The organism is Ruegeria sp. ABV3_008, assembly GCF_056161185.1.
The window spans coordinates 1-17,668 of sequence record NZ_JBSWYP010000021.1 but is presented as its reverse complement, the minus strand read 5'-3'; the positions used below and the strand labels follow the sequence as shown (position 1 = coordinate 17,668).

Below are 17,668 nucleotides of genomic sequence, written 5' to 3'. Positions count from 1 at the left end.
CCAAGCGCGCCAATTGCGCATTCTGACAGCGAAATTTCTGGGTAAGACATGGACCAGACCGTCGAAACCGACATTCCTGATTGGGGGCCTTTCGGAAGACCTCTGTTCGACGACCCCGGCACAAGGGCGCTGTCACGTGTAGGCGTGGTCGATGTCGGATCGAACTCGGTCCGAATGGTGGTCTTTGATGGCGCGGCGCGGTCACCTGCCTATTTCTACAACGAAAAGGTTATGTGCGAGCTGGGCGCGGGGCTGTCCGAGACCGGCCACCTGAATCCCCGAGGGCGTGAGAGGGCGATGGCCGCCCTGCAGCGCTTTAAGCGGATCGCAGAGGATCTCGGCCTGCCGGGGCTGCATGTCGTAGCCACCGCCGCCGTGCGTGAGGCGAAAGACGGGCCTGAATTCTGTCAGGACGTGAAAGCAAAAACCGGGCTGCATGTGGCTGTGATCGACGGTCAGGAAGAGGCACGCCTGTCGGCCCAGGGCGTTATGCTGGGCTGGCCCGGTGCCTACGGTTTGATCTGCGACATAGGCGGCTCGTCCATGGAATTGGCCGAGATCGGAGGTGGCGATGTTGGCCGCCGCGTGACCTCGGCCCTTGGTCCGCTGAAGCTGCGCGATATCAAGGGCGGGCGTCGTGCGCGCAAGGCCCTTATCAAATCCACCATGGAAGAACTGCACAGCCAGATGGGCCAGCAGCGCGACCGACTTTTTCTGGTCGGAGGCAGCTGGCGAGCTTTTGCACGGCTGGACATGCTGCGGCGGGGCTATCCGCTGAACGTCCTACACGAATACCGCATGACGACCAAACAAGTGCGCGAAACGATCAAATTCATCGACGCGAATGATCATGACAAATTGCGCAGTCAGGCCGGGGTCTCAAGCTCGCGCATGGCGCTGATCCCTTATGCGATGGACGTGCTTGCGCGGCTGATCCGCACGTTCAAACCCAAAGATATCGCGATCTCAAGCTATGGCATCCGCGAAGGCCTGCTGTATGAGCAGATGTCGCAGGAACAGCGCGACCGCGACCCTCTGATCGAGGCCAGTCGTTTTTCCGAAGCGAAAGACGCCCGCCTGCCCGGTATGGGCCGCACGCTGTTCGATTTTGTGATGCCTCTGTTCAAATCTGCACCTGCGACGCAGGTCCGTCTGATCAAGGCCGCCTGCCTGTTGCACGATGTTAGTTGGCGCGCGCATCCCGACTACCGGGCCGAGGTCTGTTTCGACTATGTCACCCGCGCCAATCTCGGAGGACTGAAACACTCCGAACGCGTATTCATCGGCCTTGCGTTGCAACATCGCTATCGCAACAAGCGCGAGGGCAACCGATTTGCGCCACTCTATGAGTTGCTGGATGAAAAAGACCAAAAACAAGCCGAGATTCTGGGTAAAGCGATGCGGTTCGGGGCCATGTTGTGCATGGACAGCGACGCACATGTAGGCAAGCTGCGCTTTTTTCCCAAAAAGCGTGAGCTTGATCTGGTGCTGCCCAAATCCGTGCAGCCCCTGTTCAACGAAGTGGCCGAGTCCCGCTTGAATTCACTGGCAAATGCCCTGAAATCCGAGGTGCGTGTGGTCATCAAGGGCTAAGCTGCCCCTAGATGTCCGTGGCGCCGTCCGGGTCCTCTGGCAAAACTTCGGGTTTGTCAGGCGCATCTTCGGTCTGTTTCTTGCGGATGATGATGTCGCCATTGGGCAGGATTTCGGGCATCTCGTAGACGCTCCAATCCTTTACCTCGGCGGCAAGCTCAGCCAACGCAGGTCCCATCTCCTGCATGAAGGATCGCATCGCGGGGCCAAATTGATCTGCTAGGCCAAGCAACTCATCCAAAGCCGGCTCCATCTCGCGTCGCAGGCCCTCGAAAAACAACTCGGCCCCCTGCTCCATCAGCGTTGGGGCATCCTCTTCCTCGGCCGTTGCAGGCAGCGCAAAAGCGGCTGCCATCGCGCCGATCATCAGAATATTTTTCATATGCTGAATATAAGCCCTTCCGCGCCCGGTTGAAAGATCACAGCTCAAAATCCAGCGTGACAGGGAAGTGATCTGACGCGGTCAAAAGGGCCTCGCGCAGCTCAGGTTTGAACCAGCAGGTAGCATCCCGAAACGGATGCAATATGCGCCAGACGGGTCGCCGAGACTGCAAATCCTCGCTGATCATGATGTAGTCCAGCAGCGCCTCAAGGAACGTGCCGTTCTCGGGCCGCGCAAATCGTGCGGTAGCGGGCACAGATCCGGGACGCGGCCCATATGCGGTAGCCGCATGGGGATCAAACAGACCCGCCTGCAAGAGAATCTCGACCGAGGAGCGCCCGAACAGATGTTCGAACTCATCCAGACCGGGGCCGTCATTTAAGTCACCCAACAGGATCACTGGATCATCCTCAGTCAAGTGATGTGCGACCCGACGGGACAACCAGATCGCCTGTGCCAACTGCTTGCGGCGGTTGGCGATCGAGATACGGATCGCCTCATCCCGTGACTCCGCCCCATGCGGAGCCTTGGATTTCAGATGCGCGCCGATCAGGCGAAACTCAAACCCCGCTTTGGTCTGGACCGACAGCTCCATTGGCGGCTTGGAGAACCGTACCACGTCCTGCGTCGCATCCACGTCCAGATCTATGCGAAACTCCGCGTCAAAGCGCGGGGCGTCATCTGCCGCCCTTGGGTCATGGCGAACCGACAGAACCTCCGGGTCGTAGAGAAGCGCCAATTCCTGATGCGTGTCATTGGGAAATCCCATGGTCGCCTGCGAGGTGCGAAGGTCAAAAACCTCGGCAAATGCCTGTAGTGCGCGCACCGTGTTCTGCCGTTTGCCCGTATTCGGCGCTTCGACGATCAGAATCGCATCCGCGTCAATCGCGGTGAGAACCTTGGCGATCGCCTCGACCTGCTGCGCTTTTGTCACGTCATGTCGACCCGACCAACTGTCGTCGACGATCAGTCTGTCGTTGCGATCAAACAGGTTGGCAAACCATTCGATATTGTAGGTCGCCAGACGCATCGCCTAAACCGTCGCGCCGTTGATCTCGTCCCAGGCACGGTTGATGTCGATCATCTTCTTCTCGGCCAGGCGGATCGCCTCTTCCGGCACACCACGCGACATCATAGCGTCGGGATGGGTTTCGCGCACCAGCTTGCGCCAGACCTTCCTGATCTCGGCAACGGGCATATCGCGCGAGACCCCCAGAACCACGTAAGGATCGTTCGGCGCATCCGGCACAAACCGCGCGCGCAGGGCCAGAAATTGAGCATCTGTCTGGCCGAAAATGCGGCTGACCTCTTCCAGAAACTCGTTCTCGTTCGGGTGATAGAACCCGTCGGCCATGGCGATATGGAACAGCCCCTCCATCAGGTCGCACAGGGTGGTGTTGTCTTCCGAGAACATCCGAGCGATCTTGCGGGCATAGTCCTGATAGCCCGCCACATCGGTGCGAGCCATGTTGAAGACACGGGCCGCGCCCTCTTCATCGTCGCGCGCAATCTGGAACACGTCGCGGAAGGCCGTCACCTCATCCCGTGTCACCTGTCCATCGGCCTTGGCCATCTTGGCCCCCAGCGCGATCACCGCAATGGTGAACGCGACCGAGCGTTCAGGCGGTGAGCGCAGCTTTTCGAAAACAGCCGTCAGGCTCTCACCTTGGGCAAGAGCGCTCAGCGCGTCAGATATGCGGGTCCAGATCGACATGGGCGTACACTAGCGTTCCATTGCAGGACTGTCAGGTGCGATAGATCATTCGGGCGAAAGAATTTTCTGCATCAGCACAAGGTCCAGATACTGCCCCCATTTGCGCCCAACCTCGGGCATACGCCCCACCTCGGCGAACCCCAGCGCCGAATGAAAGGCGATCGCCCCCGGGTTGGCCGAAGAAATCCCGGCGACCAAAACATGCACCCCTTCGCTGCGGGCTACTTGCTGCAACTGCTCCATAAGGGCGCGCCCGGCGCCATGGCCCCGCGCATTGTCTGCCAGCTGAATCGAATGCTCACGGCACTTGGCATAGCCCGACCCAGATCGGAACGGGGCATAGGTTGCGAAACCAATGACCTGCCTCTGATCCTCAGCCACGAGAAACGCCGCTCCGCGCGCCTGGATATCTCTGGCAATCGACTCTGCGCTGCGTTCATCGCTAGTGAAGGTCACCGTTGTGTCGCGAATAATAGCGTTGGTGATCAAAGCGATCTCTGCTGCATCCGCTGGTTGGGCCTGACGGACCCTCATCGCAAAATACGTACCCCATGAGGCGTTTCGATCTCGGCCTGCATAGACGCCGACCCTGTGTCAAAAACGACCGGATCAAGCGGACCCAGCTGCTCCGCCAAGCGCAACGCATCCGGGTGATAGACAACCAGACGTTTCAGGCGGCACCCATGATCCTCCAACATACGCGCGGGGTGAAGATCCCCCTGCCACTGGATCAACGCCGGAAACAAGTTGTCAAAGGGCAATCGCCCATTTGGCGGAACCGCCATCCGCCACCGCAAAGCCCCTCGGGCTAAATCAATCGGCGTCCCGACGCCATCGGGAAACACAGATAGTGAGGCCTCGATATCGGGTACGCGGCAAATCCAGTTGGTCAAACGTGGCGCACCCTCGAACCGGTCCAGATCGAACCACCGCGTCCTGTCTGGCCGAGGCGCATCCGGGTCGATGGCAATCGCCTCCAGATACAGCCCGTCCTTCAGGCCAAGCAACCGATTGTGCGTGCCAAATGCCTCATGCTTACCACCGGCCTGAAGACTGACACCCAGCGCATCTTCCACATGCGCCGTGGCCTCTTCCAAAGTGGCACCCGCCACCGCAATATGATCCAACTCCATCGCGCCCTCCACGATGACACCCTACGCACACAACAAAAGGGCGCAAGCCAAACCCGCGCCCTTCTTCTGTTTGAAAATACCTTCGGGGGTGAATTTGCCGTCAAGCAAAGAGGGGGCAGACAGCCCCCTGCCCCGCCTCAGTCCCGTGCGTCGCGGATCAGGCGCAAGATGTCCTGCGCAGCGTCGGGTATATTCGTTCCCGGGCCAAAGATCGCCTTGACCCCGTTGTCATACAGGAATTGATAATCCTGCTGCGGGATCACCCCACCGCAAATCACGATGATGTCCTCAGCCCCGGCTTTCTTGAGTTCCTCAACAAGCTGCGGTGCCAGCGTCTTGTGGCCTGCCGCCTGAGACGAGATACCCACCACATGCACGTCATTGTCCACGGCGTCCTGCGCGGCCTCGGCCGGGGTCTGGAACAGAGGACCAACGTCCACGTCAAACCCGATATCAGCAAATGCCGTTGCGATTACCTTAGCGCCCCGGTCATGACCATCCTGCCCCATCTTGACCACCAACAGACGGGGGCGACGCCCCTCGACCTCGGCAAAGTCTTCGATGGATTTCTGGATGGCGGCAAAGCCCTCGTCACCCTCGTACGCAGCGCCATAAACGCCCGCCAGAGTCTTCACTTCAGCGCGGTGGCGGCCGAACTCTTTCTCCATTGCCATACTGATCTCTCCTACCGATGCGCGGGCGCGGGCGGCCTCGACCGCAGCAGCCAGCAGGTTTCCGCCTTCTTGAGAGGCCTTGGTCAGCGCGTCCAACGCGGCCTGACAGGCGGCCTCGTCACGGGTGGCGCGGATCTCTTCCAGCCGCGCGACCTGAGATTCGCGCACGGCCACGTTATCGACGTCCAGAATGTCGATCGGGTCTTCCTGTTCCTTGCGGTATTTGTTGACCCCAACAATCACCTCATCGCCCCTGTCGATCATCGCCTGACGACGCGCGGCGCTTTCCTCGATCCGCAGCTTGGGCATGCCCGAGGCGACGGCTTTGGTCATGCCGCCCATTTCCTCGACCTCTTCCATAAGGGCCCAGGCTTTCTCGATCAGATCATTGGTCAGGCTTTCCACGTAGTAAGAGCCCGCCAGCGGATCGACCACATCGGTCACGCCGGTCTCTTCCTGCAAGACCAACTGCGTGTTCCGCGCGATGCGGGCCGAGAAATCGGTGGGCAGGGCAATCGCCTCGTCCAGAGCGTTGGTGTGCAGCGACTGGGTGCCGCCCAGAACCGCGCTCATCGCCTCATAGGCGGTGCGGATCACGTTGTTAAAAGGGTCCTGCTCCTGCAGCGAGACACCTGAGGTCTGGCAGTGCGTCCGCAGCATCTTGGAGCGTTCGGACTTCGCCCCGAACTCGGTCATCACGCGATGCCACAGGGTCCGTGCGGCGCGCAGTTTCGCAATCTCCATGAAGAAATTCATGCCTATGGCAAAGAAGAACGACAAACGGCCTGCGAATTTATCGACATCCATGCCCGCATCCAGCGCAGCCCGCACATATTCGCGTCCGTCTGCGATGGTATAGGCGAGCTCCTGCACAAGGTTCGCGCCGGCCTCTTGCATGTGATAGCCGGAGATCGAAATCGAGTTGAACTTGGGCATCTCGTTCGACGTGTACTCGATAATGTCCGAGATGATCTTCATCGACGGCTCAGGCGGGTAGATGTAGGTGTTGCGCACCATGAACTCTTTCAGAATGTCATTCTGAATGGTGCCGGACAGGACCGATTTGTCGTGCCCCTGCTCTTCGCCCGCAACGATGAAGCTTGCCAAAACCGGGATGACCGCGCCGTTCATGGTCATCGAAACCGAGACCTTGTCGAGCGGGATGCCGTCGAACAGGATTTTCATATCCTCAACGCTGTCAATCGCAACACCGGCCTTACCGACATCGCCGACAACGCGCGGATGATCGCTGTCATAGCCGCGGTGCGTTGCCAGATCGAAGGCGACCGAGACACCCTGCTGACCTGCAGCCAGATTGCGCCGGTAGAAGGCGTTTGATTCCTCGGCGGTCGAGAACCCCGCATATTGGCGAATGGTCCACGGACGCCCGGCATACATCGTCGCCTTCACACCGCGCGTGAACGGGCCAAACCCCGGCAGAGTGCCCATATGCGGCAAATCGGCGGTGTCGTCCTGTGTGTAAAGCGGTTTGACGCTGATGCCTTCTAGCGTTTCCTTGGTCAGATCGTCCAGCGGCCGTCCGCGCAATTCTTTCTCGGCCAGCGCGCGCCAGTCATTCTTATCGGTCATCGAGGTGTCCTCTCGTCAGTTCGGCCTGCAGCAGCCTGCAATCCGTGCGTATCGTGGTTCAGCAGATGACGGGCATGGCCCACGCGCGACAAATTGAGCGTGTTATGCAATTCGCCGGTCGCATTCGCGGGCACAGAGGCTATATTCAACGGGACAGGAGGCCCCATGAACAAAACGCTTGCCCTTGTTTTCTCGGCACTTATCCCGCTGGCTGCCTTGGCCGCCGACGGAACAACACCTGCTGATGATGAATATGTTCGCCCTGTCGGCGACAGTGAGTTGAGCGATTTCATGTGGACCCACCGGCCCATTGTCGTCTTCGCAGACACTCCTGCCGATCCCCGGTTCCAGCAGCAGATCGACATGTTGCTGGAAGGCGAGGACGCGATGCGGGATCGGGATGTCGTGGTGCTAACGGATACGGATCCGTCCGCACGATCCGCGATCCGGTCCAAGCTGCGACCGCGCGGGTTCCAGATGGTCTTTGTCGACAAGGACGGCGTGGTCAAACTGCGCAAACCGTCCCCATGGAGCGTGCGCGAGATCGGCCGCTCAATCGACAAAACCCCTCTGCGCGAACGCGAAATCCGCGAACGGCGCGAGGGCGGCTGAACGCTTTTGCCGCGCCTCAAGCCACCGGCGCAGAACGCCGGTGAGACCTGAGGGTATTCCAAAAGCGCGGTCATGATCATTCGAACTCGATGATCACTTCGTCTACGGCGAGGCTGTCGCCCGGGCCTGCGTTGATTTTGGCAACGGTGCCCTTCTTCTCGGCGCGCAGGATGTTTTCCATCTTCATCGCCTCGATGGTGCACAGCGCCTGACCTTCCTGGACCTCCTGACCGACTTCCACGTCGATCTTCACGACCAGACCCGGCATCGGGCAGAGCAGCATTTTCGACGTATCCGGCGGCAGCTTCTCGGGCATCAGCTTCGCCAGCTCGGCCTGACGCGGCCGGCGCACATGGACCTTCAGATCCGCACCGCGGTTGCGAATGCGGAACCCGCCCGAAACCTTGCCAACTTTCAGAACCAGAGGGCTTCCATCCACATCCAGCACTGCCAGCTGATCGCCCGGCGTCCACTCAGATGCGACGCGAACGGTCGAGCCGTCTTCGAATTTGACGGTCGCGCCTTCCTTGTCGGCGTTTACCTGAACGGCCAGCTCGTGGCCCTCCAGCGAAACGACCCAGCGCTTGCCGACCTTGCGCTCGTGGTTGTCCATCCGGCCCGAGACACGGGTACGGCGAATCTCTGCCACCCGGTGCATTGCCGCACATGAGGCCGCGATCCGACGCAGGTCTTCTTCGGGCAGGGTCACGCCTTCGAACCCGTCCGGGTATTCTTCGGCGATAAAGGCGGTGGTCATGTCACCGCTTACGAATTTCGGGTGATCCATTACAGCCGACAGGAACGGCAGGTTGTGGCCAATCCCTTCAACCTCGAAACTGTCCAGCGCCACGCGCATCGCCTCAATCGCGGCTTCGCGGGTCGGAGCCCATGTGCAAAGCTTGGCGATCATCGGGTCGTAATACATGCTGATCTCGCCGCCCTCATAGACGCCAGTATCATTGCGCACGGCAGCCTCGCCCTCCGGCGCGTCGCCTTGCCATTTACCATTGACCAGCATCGGACCGGCAGCGGTTTCCTGCGGCGGGCGATAGCGGGTCAGACGGCCGATCGAGGGCAGGAAGTTGCGATAGGGATCTTCGGCATAGAGGCGGTTCTCGATCGCCCAACCCGTCAGCGTTACTTCATCCTGCGTGATGGTCAGCTTTTCGCCATTCGCCACGCGAATCATCTGTTCCACCAGATCGACACCGGTGATCAGTTCGGTCACCGGGTGTTCCACCTGAAGACGGGTGTTCATCTCAAGGAAGTAGAAGTTCTTTTCGCCATCGACGATGAATTCCACCGTACCCGCGCTGGAATAGCCCACGGCCTTGGCCAGTGCGACGGCCTGTTCGCCCATGGCTTTGCGGGTCTCGGGATCCAGGAAGGGCGACGGGGCCTCTTCCACCACTTTTTGGTTTCGACGCTGGATCGAGCATTCGCGTTCGCCCAGATAGATGCCGTTGCCATGGCTATCGCAGAGAACCTGAATTTCGATGTGACGCGGTTGGGTCACAAATTTCTCGATAAAGATCCGGTCATCGCCAAACGAGTTCGCAGCCTCGTTCTTCGAAGACTGGAACCCCTCGCGAGCCTCTTCGTCATTCCAGGCGATCCGCATGCCCTTGCCACCGCCGCCGGCGCTGGCTTTGATCATCACCGGATAGCCGATGTCGTTCGAGATTTTGACCGCCTCATCGGCGTCTTCGATTAGGCCCATATAGCCGGGGACGGTGGAAACACCTGCCTCTTGCGCGATCTTTTTCGAGGTGATCTTGTCCCCCATGCTTTCAATCGCACCAACCGGGGGGCCGACGAATGCCACGCCTTCGGCGTCGAGCGCCTCGGCGAATTTGGCATTCTCCGACAGGAAGCCATAGCCGGGGTGAACAGCCTGTGCGCCGCACTGGCGGATGGCGTCCATGACCTTGTCGATCACGATATACGACTGGTTGGCAGGCGGTGGGCCTATATGGACAGCCTCATCCGCCATCGACACGTGCAGAGCGTTCTTGTCCGCGTCCGAATAGATGGCAACGGTGCCGATACCCATTTTGCGGGCGGTCTTGATAACCCGGCAGGCGATCTCGCCCCGGTTGGCGATCAGGATCTTATTGAACATGGAACGTCCTTTGGCTTGGTGTTCTGGAAACGCAAAAAGCCGCCGCAGGGAGGGCATCCCCACGTCGGCGCAATGCGTGACGACGGACAGAGCGGCTTGCGCCCCGAAAATTCGCGTTAGTTACAGGTGTTCTGCGTCTTACAGTACAGCACGTTGCCTGCGGCCCCGACGGCCGCACCGACCAACGGATCGGCACTGAGAACGGCTGCCCCGACAGCGCCCGCGCCGCCGCCCAGGATGGCCTGTTCGCCGAGAGTATCGCCGCAGGCCGCGAGGCCCGCACAGGTTGCCAGTGCAAGGAACACTTTTGAGATACGCATGATGTCTGCCTCGTAGTTTTTTGTATTGCTCTTAGAGGCAGATGCAGGAACTCGGCACCGTTATTCAATAACAACGGGGTAAATTCCGCATTTTGCGCAGGTTTATGCCCATTCAGGCCAGTTTTTTGTGCAAAGAAAAACGCGGACAGGACGATGTGGGGAACACAAGCCTGCCCGCGCAAGGAAGGGGTACGGAATAGTAGGTGCATGTGCGACGCAGGCAAAGTAGTGTCGCACGGCTGGATCAAGATGCACTGCACAATCTTGCCTGCAAACAAGTTATTGTTTCCACCCAAGATTCCGGCCAGAATCTGCCAAACAGGCGAAACTCCGCGCAAATTCATGCCGACATGAGCTATGCGGTTTTCCTGTGCTGAAGCCGCCCAAACCGTCACAGTTTCGTTACATTCCACTGCCGCTGGCCTGATTTCTGCACCCGCAATATCACGGGCGATCACTCCCGTTCGCAGATTATTTTTGCGAATATGCTGTGGGTTAACCAATCTGTTCACCCTGCCGTGAATCACGACCTTATTTTCAGCACAAATACTTGAGCAAAAACGCGTTTTCAGTCCCTCTTTCGTGATTTCCCTGATCGCTGGGCGCGTGGAACTTTGGCCACGCACACTCGCAAACAAGGAAACACCCACATGTTTACAAAGAGAAAAAAGGCAATCCTGCTCGCTGCCACTGCGTTTAGTGTGACCAGCACGCTTGCCTTTGCTCAGGACGCTCAAACCCAGGCCGAGCTTGATGCTCTGCGGGCTCGGGTCGAAGCGCTCGAGGCTTCCAGCGCCGGTCCGGCGAATGGCGATTTCCGCCTTGGGAACACCAGCCTGGACCTTTACGGCTACATCAAAGCCGACTTCTTTTATGATTTCGACTTCGACCAGGGCGACACCGCGTTCGTGAACGTCATCGGCGAGCCTTCGACCGCAACCAGCGGAACCTTCGGCAGCACCGTACGCCAGTCGCGCATCGGCCTGCGCACCAGCACGCCCAGTGCCCTGGGTGACATCGGCGGTCAGTTGGAGCTGGACCTGTTTGCCTCCAACGGCACGGCCGAACTGCGTCTGCGTCATGCCAACATCACCATTGGTGACAATTGGCTGATCGGTCAGTACTGGACAAACTTCCAGCCGCTGGACACCTACCCTACGTCGGTTGAATTCAACGGCCCGGTTGGCATCGCCTTCGCCCGTCAGCCGCAAATCCGCTATACCAACAGCTTCGGCACGAACACTGATTTCAGCGTTTCGCTCGAGGAAAACGTCAGCGGCTCGAACTCGAACGACCCGGTTTTGACCGCGGCGGCTGAATACAATGACGGTACTTACGTCGCGCGTATCTCGGGCCTCTACGGTAAAGCCGAAACCAGCGATGGTGCCACCGAAGTGGACCAGTGGGGTGTGACCCTGTCGGGATCGATTCGCCCATGGGAGGGCGGTCTGTTCCAGGTCAACTACGTGACTGGTCAAGCGATCGGCCCCTACCTGATCGGCCTTGGCAACGCCATCGTCAACGGCCAGGCCAACGACGTCGACGGCTACACGATTGAGCTCCGTCAGGATCTGGGTGCGAAATGGAATGTCGGCATCGCCTATGGTCGGGAAGACTATGATCTGGCGACCAACAGCTTCTCGGACGGCAGCGGATCCCTCAACTTCACCGAGTTGGAGACAATCCACGTCAACGCCTTCTATCAGGCGACCGACAGCCTGACGCTGAGCGCCGAGTACATCTATGGTGAGCGCAACGACGCAACAACCGGTGACACCTTCGACGGCAGCCGGGTTCAGGTCGCCGCGCAGCTGAACTTCTGACGCCACATACCCGCCCTGCCCGTCTTCGGGCAGGGTTTTACCCATGCGGGCAAGGATATGAGGCACAGGGTGGATCACCGCTCAGCCCACTCCGAAAACTTCGGGAAAAGACGCACGTGCCGCGTCCAGATCAATGACCAACAACGCATCATAGCTAGCCGGGTCGAAGGGATCTTCGGCTGGCACGACCTCACGCTCAAACAGCCAGCTCAGCCGCCCTGCATCCAGATTGCCGCGTTCAAAGGGCTGATCCCCGAAGTTCTGCCAAAGCGCCTCCATAAAGGCGGCATCTGCGCGACGGTCCGCAGGTTTGCGGTCGCGGAACCGCTCACGCCGGGTGATCGGCGTCACGCCCTTAGGGTTGGCACGGCGGATAGTGAATTGAAAATCCGTCCCCGGCAGACGGCCCGGAAAACCCCGATGCTTCAACATCCTAGCACCTCGTTGACCGCTGTCATCGGGAATAAGAATTCGTACCCGAAAGGGGAAAAAGTCATAGCGCGCACCTCCAAAGCCGCATCCGTTGTCTGAGATGCTCTGCTTTCATGACGACAGATCATGGTCAGAGCCCCTCCCAGATACACCGGGACTGCTCCAGCCGGTAGGCTTCGAAAAACTGAGTTGCATCGGGGGCGGCATCGCCGAATTGGATCGGGCGGTCGGACAGTGAAATTACCACCAGGGCCGGGTCCAAATCATGCTGGGCGACATAGGCAACCGCCAGCGTCTGGCACAGATGCTCCATGTCGTTTGAGGCTACGTCGTACCCGATCCGCCCCACCGTCGCGCCGATCTTTGGGGCGATGAACCGGAACCGCACCCACAGTTCTCCCGGGTTGTTGTCCAACAGAACGTCGCTCAAATGCACGGGTTGGCCTGAAGGCACGGGCAGAGAGGTTTCGGCCACTGAGATGCTTGGCAGAGACAGGATGCTGAACATCAGACCCAAGGCGCGACCCCGGACCCGCCGATGGCAGGCTCCTCCTTCCGGGATCGCGCGCGCAGTGCTATGTGCCCGCGCGGTTCTATGTCTGATGGATCGGATCATTCGACGATTTTTCGCTCGTTGTCAATTCTGCCTTGAATTCGGGCAAACTGCGGCGGAGTACCGCAATTTTCAGCGGATTGGGGTGGGTCGCCCCAGCCCGCGCTCTCAGAGAGGGATGTTGTCGTGCTTTTTCCACGGGTTTTTCAACTGCTTGCCACGCAGGCTGGCAAAAGCCCGCGAGACACGACGGCGCGTTGATTGCGGCATGATCACCTCATCCACAAATCCGCGTTCAGCCGCCACAAATGGGTTGGCGAAACGGTCTTCATAGTCGGCAACATGCTGCGCGGTCTTCTCAGCGTCGGCGAGGTCAGCGCGGTGAATGATCTCGGTCGCGCCTTTCGCACCCATCACCGCGATCTCGGCCGTGGGCCACGCATAGTTGAAATCGCCACGCAGATGTTTCGAGGCCATCACAACATAAGCACCACCATAAGCCTTACGGGTAATCACGGTCACTTTCGGCACGGTCGCCTCACCGTATGCATAAAGCAGCTTGGCACCATGCTTGATCACACCGCTATATTCTTGCTGAGTTCCGGGCAAGAAGCCGGGCACATCCACCAGCGTCAGAATCGGAATCTCGAAACAGTCACAGAAGCGCACGAAACGCGCCGCCTTGCGTGAGCTGTCGATATCCAGACATCCGGCCAGGACCATGGGCTGGTTGGCCACGACACCGACGGTTTGCCCTTCCAGGCGGATGAAGCCAGTGACGATGTTCTTGGCGAAGTCTTCCTGAATCTCGTAAAAATCGCCTTCGTCCGCGATTTTCGTGATCAGTTCCTTCATGTCATACGGTGTGTTCGGATTGTCCGGAACCAGAGTATCCAATGAGGTTTCGACACGGTTGGGATCGTCAAAGAAAGGCCGAACCGGAGGTTTTTCCTGGTTGTTGAGCGGCAGGAAGTCGACCAGCCGGCGCACCTCGGCCAAAGCTTCGACATCGTTTTCAAAAGCGCCATCCGCGACCGAAGACTTCTTGGTATGCGTAGAAGCTCCACCCAGTTCCTCAGCTGTGACGACCTCATTCGTCACGGTCTTCACCACGTCAGGGCCAGTAACGAACATGTAGGATGAGTCCTTCACCATGAAGATAAAGTCCGTCATCGCCGGGCTGTATACCGCGCCACCCGCACAGGGGCCCATGATCACGCTGATCTGAGGTACCACGCCGGACGCGGTAATGTTGCGCTGGAACACTTCGGCATATCCGGCAAGCGAGGCAACGCCTTCCTGGATTCGCGCACCACCCGAGTCGTTGATCCCAATGATCGGCGCGCCGTTCTGAACGGCCATATCCATGATCTTGCAGATCTTCTGCGCATGGGTCTCGGACAGAGAGCCACCAAACACAGTGAAATCCTGGCTAAATACATAGACCATACGGCCATTGATCGTGCCCCAGCCGGTGACCACACCATCCCCGGCAGGCTTTTGTTTTTCCATCCCGAATTCGGTGCAACGATGGCTGACGAACATGTCGAATTCTTCAAAACTGCCTTCGTCCAGCAGCAGCTCGATTCGCTCGCGCGCGGTCAGCTTACCCCGCCCATGCTGCGCGTCGATCCGTTTTTGCCCACCACCCAGACGGGCCGCGTTGCGGCGTTCTTCAAGCTCGGAAAGGATGTCTTTCATGGCGATAGTCCCCTGTGAAATCTGACCGGACCCTACAGTGAGCAACCCTTCAGCCAAAGATATTTTCGGCAAATTTGCAAAGTTTTGAAAATCTCGTTTGCTCAAACTGTAAATTTGCGAATTTTTACCAACAGCATCAAGCGTCTGGCCTTTGCCTACTCAACAGCTATACAAGCGAACCATGCAGTTCAGAACGTCGTCGGCTTATCGCACACCACCCACAATCGGCACTTTGGTTCTTCTCTCGGGACTATCGGCGCTGAGCATGAATCTATTCCTGCCAAGCCTGCCGAACATGGCCCTGCATTTCGACACGCATTACAAGGTCATGCAACTGTCGATCGCCCTTTACCTGCTGGTAAACGCGGTCCTGCAGATCATCATCGGACCAATTGCAGACAAGGCGGGACGACGCCCGGTTTTGCTTTGGGGACTCGCACTCTTTCTGCTGGCGACACTTGGCTGCATCTACGCACCGACGGCCGAGGTGTTCCTACTTTTTCGCATGTGTCAGGCGGTCGTTGTGGTCGGGATGGTGCTGAGCCGGGCCGCGGTTCGAGACATGTATGATCAGGATCAGGCGGCTTCAATGATCGGCTATGTCACCATGGGGATGGCCGTTGTACCAATGATCGGCCCAGCCATAGGCGGGTTGCTGGAAGAGAGCTTTGGCTGGAAAGCCAACTTCTGGCTGCCCTTCGCCTTGGGCGCCTTAACCCTAGCCCTGACCTATGTCGACTTCGGAGAAACCTCAGCCAAAAGTGGCAAAACCCTATTGCAGCAATTTCGCGAATACCCCGAGCTGCTAATGTCCCCCCGGTTCTGGGGCTATTCGCTGTCCTCGGCCTGCTCGTCGGGCGCGTTCTTTGCCTATCTGGGCGGAGCGCCCTTCATCGGAACCGAAGTCTTCGGGATGAGCGCCGCCGAAGTCGGGATCTATTTTGGCGCGCCTGCATTGGGCTATTTTCTGGGCAACTTCTTCAGCGGGCGGTATTCGGTCAGGTTCGGCATCAACCGCATGGTACTTTGGGGAACCTGGCTGAACGCCGCCGGCGTCGCCCTGTCTGCCGCTTTGTTCCTGACGGGCTTCGGAACAGCGCTCAGCTTTTTCGGTTTCATGACGTTCGTCGGACTGGGCAATGGCATGACGATTCCAAATGCAACATCTGGCGCTTTGTCCGTGCGGCCACATCTGGCCGCCACCGCCTCAGGACTCAGCGGGGCAATCATGCTGGGTGGAGGGGCAGGCCTGAGCGCACTGGCAGGAGCCCTGCTAACCGTTGAAACAGGCGCAATGCCCCTGCTCTGGCTTATGTTGGTCACGGCGATCCTTGCTATCGCCGCCATTGCTTCAGTTATTTGGCGCGAACGACAATTGGGCCTCTAAGCCGCCTTGCCCCCGGAGGTTTGCAAAGTTAACGTGCCAAAATAGAAAATTTGCAAAGGCACGCCCATGGCCACCCAGAAACTCTATGCCGGCGCTAAATTGCGCGAAATGCGCACGCGCCTGACTCTAACCCAAAAGGAATTTGCCACAAAACTGGGTGTTTCCCTGCCCTACCTGAACCAGATGGAAAATAACAACCGGCCGATCTCGACCACCGTTGTTCTGGCGTTGGCGCAGGAGTTCGGCATGGACGTGACCGAGCTAAGTACGGGCGATAGCGAGCGACTGGTCTCGGATATGCGTGAGGCGCTGGCCGATCCGGTCTTTGCCGACGATATCCCCCCACTAGCTGATCTGCGCCTAACCGCCTCAAACGCCCCAGCTCTTGCCCGTGCCTTTATAGAGTTGCACCGAAGCTATCGCCAAACCCACGAACGCCTCGCCTCACTAGACGAAGCATTAGGCCGCGAAGACTCCCGCACCCAAGCCAGCCCGTGGGAGGAAGTTCGCGACTTCTTCCACTATTGCGACAACTATATCGACGCGGTTGACCGTGCAGCCGAGCTGTTCGCCAAGCGCGCCGATGGCCCCGGCGGTATCCGTCAAGCCGCTTTGCAAAGTTTGGAAGAGCGCGGCATTCAAGTGATCTTCTCAGACATCAACCCGTTGCGCAGCTACGACAAGGAAAGCAGAACCCTGCGCCTGTCCTCGCGCGCCGCACCGCAAACGCAGGTCTTTCAGCTACTGCTTCAGGTTGCCCTCATCAGTCAGGACAAGCTGTTAGAGGCCACGCTCGATTTCGCCAAATTCCAGAGTGAAGAGGCCCGCGCAATCGCCAAAATCGGCCTTGCCAACTACTTCGCCGGCGCGTCCCTGATGCCCTACAGCGCGTTTCTGGCCGCCGCGCAAGAGGATCGTCATGATCTGGAGATGCTGAGCAACCGGTTTGGCGCTTCAATCGAGCAGGTCGCGCACCGCTTGTCCACGTTGCAGCGCCCAGGCGCAAAAGGCATTCCGTTCTTCTTCGTCCGCGTGGATCAGGCCGGAACGATTACCAAGCGCCACTCGGCCACTCGGCTGCAATTTGCTCGCTTTGGCGGCGCCTGCCCGTTGTGGAACGTCCACCGCGCCTTTGAAACACCGGGGCATTTCCTGCGGCAACTGGCGGAAACACCCGATGGTGTCCGCTATATCTCGCTGGCAAGGGATGTCTCAAAACCCGGTGGCTCATTCGGTGCGCCGGTGCGCCGCTATGCCATCGCGCTAGGCTGTGAAACCCGCCACGCCGAAGCCTTGGTCTATGCAGACAATCTGGATATCAACAACGCCAGCGCCTACGAACCGATCGGTATTTCCTGCCGCATCTGTGAGCGCGCAAATTGCCACCAACGCTCGGTTCCGCCACTGGAACGGCGCTTGGCCATCGACACTCATACCCGAGGCACACTGCCCTATGAGGTCACTTGATCTTCATCTGGCCAAAATATCCCGGGGGTGGGGGGGGGGGGGAAACAACATTTGTGTTTCGACCCTTGCACAACCCCCCCCCCCCCCCCCCCCCCCCCCCCCCCCCCCCCCCCCCCCCCCCCCCCCCCCCCCCCCCCCCCCCCCCCCCCCCCCCCCCCCCCCCCC

At 59.1% G+C, this 17,668-nt stretch carries 16 protein-coding genes; 5 read left to right on the top strand and 11 right to left on the bottom strand.

Going from position 1 to position 17,668, the window contains the following annotated elements; genetic code table 11:
- Positions 1-48 precede the first annotated feature (48 nt).
- Positions 49-1,593, top strand: coding sequence for a Ppx/GppA family phosphatase (locus ACXAH8_RS22250; RefSeq protein WP_475220698.1), 1,545 nt, complete (start codon positions 49-51; stop codon positions 1,591-1,593).
- A 7-nt stretch (positions 1,594-1,600) separates the two neighbouring features.
- On the opposite strand, the gene ACXAH8_RS22245 is transcribed toward ACXAH8_RS22250, so the two are convergent.
- From ACXAH8_RS22245 to scpA, 6 genes are all read right to left on the bottom strand, one after another.
- Positions 1,601-1,975: a hypothetical protein gene (locus ACXAH8_RS22245; protein ID WP_475220697.1), complete on the bottom strand. Its 375-nt coding sequence runs from the start codon at positions 1,973-1,975 to the stop codon at positions 1,601-1,603.
- A 37-nt stretch (positions 1,976-2,012) separates the two neighbouring features.
- Positions 2,013-3,005 (bottom strand): endonuclease/exonuclease/phosphatase family protein, encoded by a 993-nt coding sequence (locus ACXAH8_RS22240; protein ID WP_475220696.1) that lies wholly within the window; start codon positions 3,003-3,005, stop codon positions 2,013-2,015.
- 3 nt (positions 3,006-3,008) lie between these two features.
- Positions 3,009-3,689: a TerB family tellurite resistance protein gene (locus tag ACXAH8_RS22235; RefSeq protein ID WP_475220695.1), complete on the bottom strand. Its 681-nt coding sequence runs from the start codon at positions 3,687-3,689 to the stop codon at positions 3,009-3,011.
- 45 nt (positions 3,690-3,734) lie between these two features.
- Positions 3,735-4,223, bottom strand: coding sequence for an N-acetyltransferase family protein (locus ACXAH8_RS22230; RefSeq protein ID WP_475220694.1), 489 nt, complete (start codon positions 4,221-4,223; stop codon positions 3,735-3,737).
- A complete protein-coding gene (locus ACXAH8_RS22225; protein WP_170719308.1) occupies positions 4,220-4,822 on the bottom strand; it encodes a VOC family protein in 603 nt (200 codons plus the stop codon). Before ACXAH8_RS22225 ends, ACXAH8_RS22230 begins: the two co-directional genes overlap by 4 nt.
- Before the next feature lie 137 nt (positions 4,823-4,959).
- Complete coding sequence (scpA, locus tag ACXAH8_RS22220; RefSeq protein WP_475220693.1) at positions 4,960-7,086, bottom strand: methylmalonyl-CoA mutase; 2,127 nt, start codon at positions 7,084-7,086, stop codon at positions 4,960-4,962.
- A 165-nt stretch (positions 7,087-7,251) separates the two neighbouring features.
- On the opposite strand from scpA, the gene ACXAH8_RS22215 reads away from it, so the two are divergent.
- A complete protein-coding gene (locus ACXAH8_RS22215; RefSeq protein WP_170665563.1) occupies positions 7,252-7,698 on the top strand; it encodes a DUF4174 domain-containing protein in 447 nt (148 codons plus the stop codon).
- Positions 7,699-7,774: 76 nt separating this feature from the next.
- On the opposite strand, the gene ACXAH8_RS22210 is transcribed toward ACXAH8_RS22215, so the two are convergent.
- Together ACXAH8_RS22210 and ACXAH8_RS22205 are read right to left on the bottom strand one after the other, a co-directional pair.
- Complete coding sequence (locus tag ACXAH8_RS22210) at positions 7,775-9,820, bottom strand: acetyl-CoA carboxylase biotin carboxylase subunit (RefSeq protein ID WP_475220692.1); 2,046 nt, start codon at positions 9,818-9,820, stop codon at positions 7,775-7,777.
- Between the two features lie 116 nt (positions 9,821-9,936).
- Positions 9,937-10,140, bottom strand: a complete 204-nt coding sequence (locus tag ACXAH8_RS22205; protein WP_170462027.1) for a hypothetical protein — start codon at positions 10,138-10,140, stop codon at positions 9,937-9,939.
- A 650-nt stretch (positions 10,141-10,790) separates the two neighbouring features.
- On the opposite strand from ACXAH8_RS22205, the gene ACXAH8_RS22200 reads away from it, so the two are divergent.
- Complete coding sequence (locus ACXAH8_RS22200; RefSeq protein WP_475220691.1) at positions 10,791-11,963, top strand: DcaP family trimeric outer membrane transporter; 1,173 nt, start codon at positions 10,791-10,793, stop codon at positions 11,961-11,963.
- A gap of 81 nt (positions 11,964-12,044) precedes the next feature.
- Here the strand turns inward: ACXAH8_RS22200 and ACXAH8_RS22195 are convergent, their stop codons facing one another.
- From ACXAH8_RS22195 to ACXAH8_RS22185, 3 genes are all read right to left on the bottom strand, one after another.
- Positions 12,045-12,395 (bottom strand): hypothetical protein, encoded by a 351-nt coding sequence (locus ACXAH8_RS22195; protein WP_170471789.1) that lies wholly within the window; start codon positions 12,393-12,395, stop codon positions 12,045-12,047.
- A 130-nt stretch (positions 12,396-12,525) separates the two neighbouring features.
- On the bottom strand, positions 12,526-13,011 hold the full coding sequence (locus tag ACXAH8_RS22190; protein ID WP_475220689.1) for a DUF6497 family protein: 486 nt from the start codon (positions 13,009-13,011) through the stop codon (positions 12,526-12,528).
- A gap of 105 nt (positions 13,012-13,116) precedes the next feature.
- Complete coding sequence (locus tag ACXAH8_RS22185) at positions 13,117-14,649, bottom strand: acyl-CoA carboxylase subunit beta (protein WP_475220688.1); 1,533 nt, start codon at positions 14,647-14,649, stop codon at positions 13,117-13,119.
- Between the two features lie 181 nt (positions 14,650-14,830).
- On the opposite strand from ACXAH8_RS22185, the gene ACXAH8_RS22180 reads away from it, so the two are divergent.
- Complete coding sequence (locus ACXAH8_RS22180; protein WP_475220687.1) at positions 14,831-16,036, top strand: multidrug effflux MFS transporter; 1,206 nt, start codon at positions 14,831-14,833, stop codon at positions 16,034-16,036.
- Between the two features lie 66 nt (positions 16,037-16,102).
- Complete coding sequence (locus ACXAH8_RS22175) at positions 16,103-17,503, top strand: helix-turn-helix domain-containing protein (protein WP_170378023.1); 1,401 nt, start codon at positions 16,103-16,105, stop codon at positions 17,501-17,503.
- Positions 17,504-17,668 lie beyond the last annotated feature (165 nt).

Coding starts and splice junctions, on each gene's coding strand:
- ACXAH8_RS22250 (WP_475220698.1), top strand. CDS start 49: ATGGACCAGACCGTCGAAACCGACATTCCTGATTGGGGGCCTTTCGGA.
- ACXAH8_RS22240 (WP_475220696.1), bottom strand. CDS start 3,005: ATGCGTCTGGCGACCTACAATATCGAATGGTTTGCCAACCTGTTTGAT.
- ACXAH8_RS22200 (WP_475220691.1), top strand. CDS start 10,791: ATGTTTACAAAGAGAAAAAAGGCAATCCTGCTCGCTGCCACTGCGTTT.
- ACXAH8_RS22225 (WP_170719308.1), bottom strand. CDS start 4,822: ATGGAGTTGGATCATATTGCGGTGGCGGGTGCCACTTTGGAAGAGGCC.
- ACXAH8_RS22190 (WP_475220689.1), bottom strand. CDS start 13,011: ATGATCCGATCCATCAGACATAGAACCGCGCGGGCACATAGCACTGCG.
- ACXAH8_RS22210 (WP_475220692.1), bottom strand. CDS start 9,820: ATGTTCAATAAGATCCTGATCGCCAACCGGGGCGAGATCGCCTGCCGG.
- ACXAH8_RS22185 (WP_475220688.1), bottom strand. CDS start 14,649: ATGAAAGACATCCTTTCCGAGCTTGAAGAACGCCGCAACGCGGCCCGT.
- ACXAH8_RS22205 (WP_170462027.1), bottom strand. CDS start 10,140: ATGCGTATCTCAAAAGTGTTCCTTGCACTGGCAACCTGTGCGGGCCTC.
- ACXAH8_RS22175 (WP_170378023.1), top strand. CDS start 16,103: ATGGCCACCCAGAAACTCTATGCCGGCGCTAAATTGCGCGAAATGCGC.
- ACXAH8_RS22180 (WP_475220687.1), top strand. CDS start 14,831: ATGCAGTTCAGAACGTCGTCGGCTTATCGCACACCACCCACAATCGGC.
- ACXAH8_RS22245 (WP_475220697.1), bottom strand. CDS start 1,975: ATGAAAAATATTCTGATGATCGGCGCGATGGCAGCCGCTTTTGCGCTG.
- ACXAH8_RS22215 (WP_170665563.1), top strand. CDS start 7,252: ATGAACAAAACGCTTGCCCTTGTTTTCTCGGCACTTATCCCGCTGGCT.
- ACXAH8_RS22195 (WP_170471789.1), bottom strand. CDS start 12,395: ATGTTGAAGCATCGGGGTTTTCCGGGCCGTCTGCCGGGGACGGATTTT.
- scpA (WP_475220693.1), bottom strand. CDS start 7,086: ATGACCGATAAGAATGACTGGCGCGCGCTGGCCGAGAAAGAATTGCGC.
- ACXAH8_RS22230 (WP_475220694.1), bottom strand. CDS start 4,223: ATGAGGGTCCGTCAGGCCCAACCAGCGGATGCAGCAGAGATCGCTTTG.
- ACXAH8_RS22235 (WP_475220695.1), bottom strand. CDS start 3,689: ATGTCGATCTGGACCCGCATATCTGACGCGCTGAGCGCTCTTGCCCAA.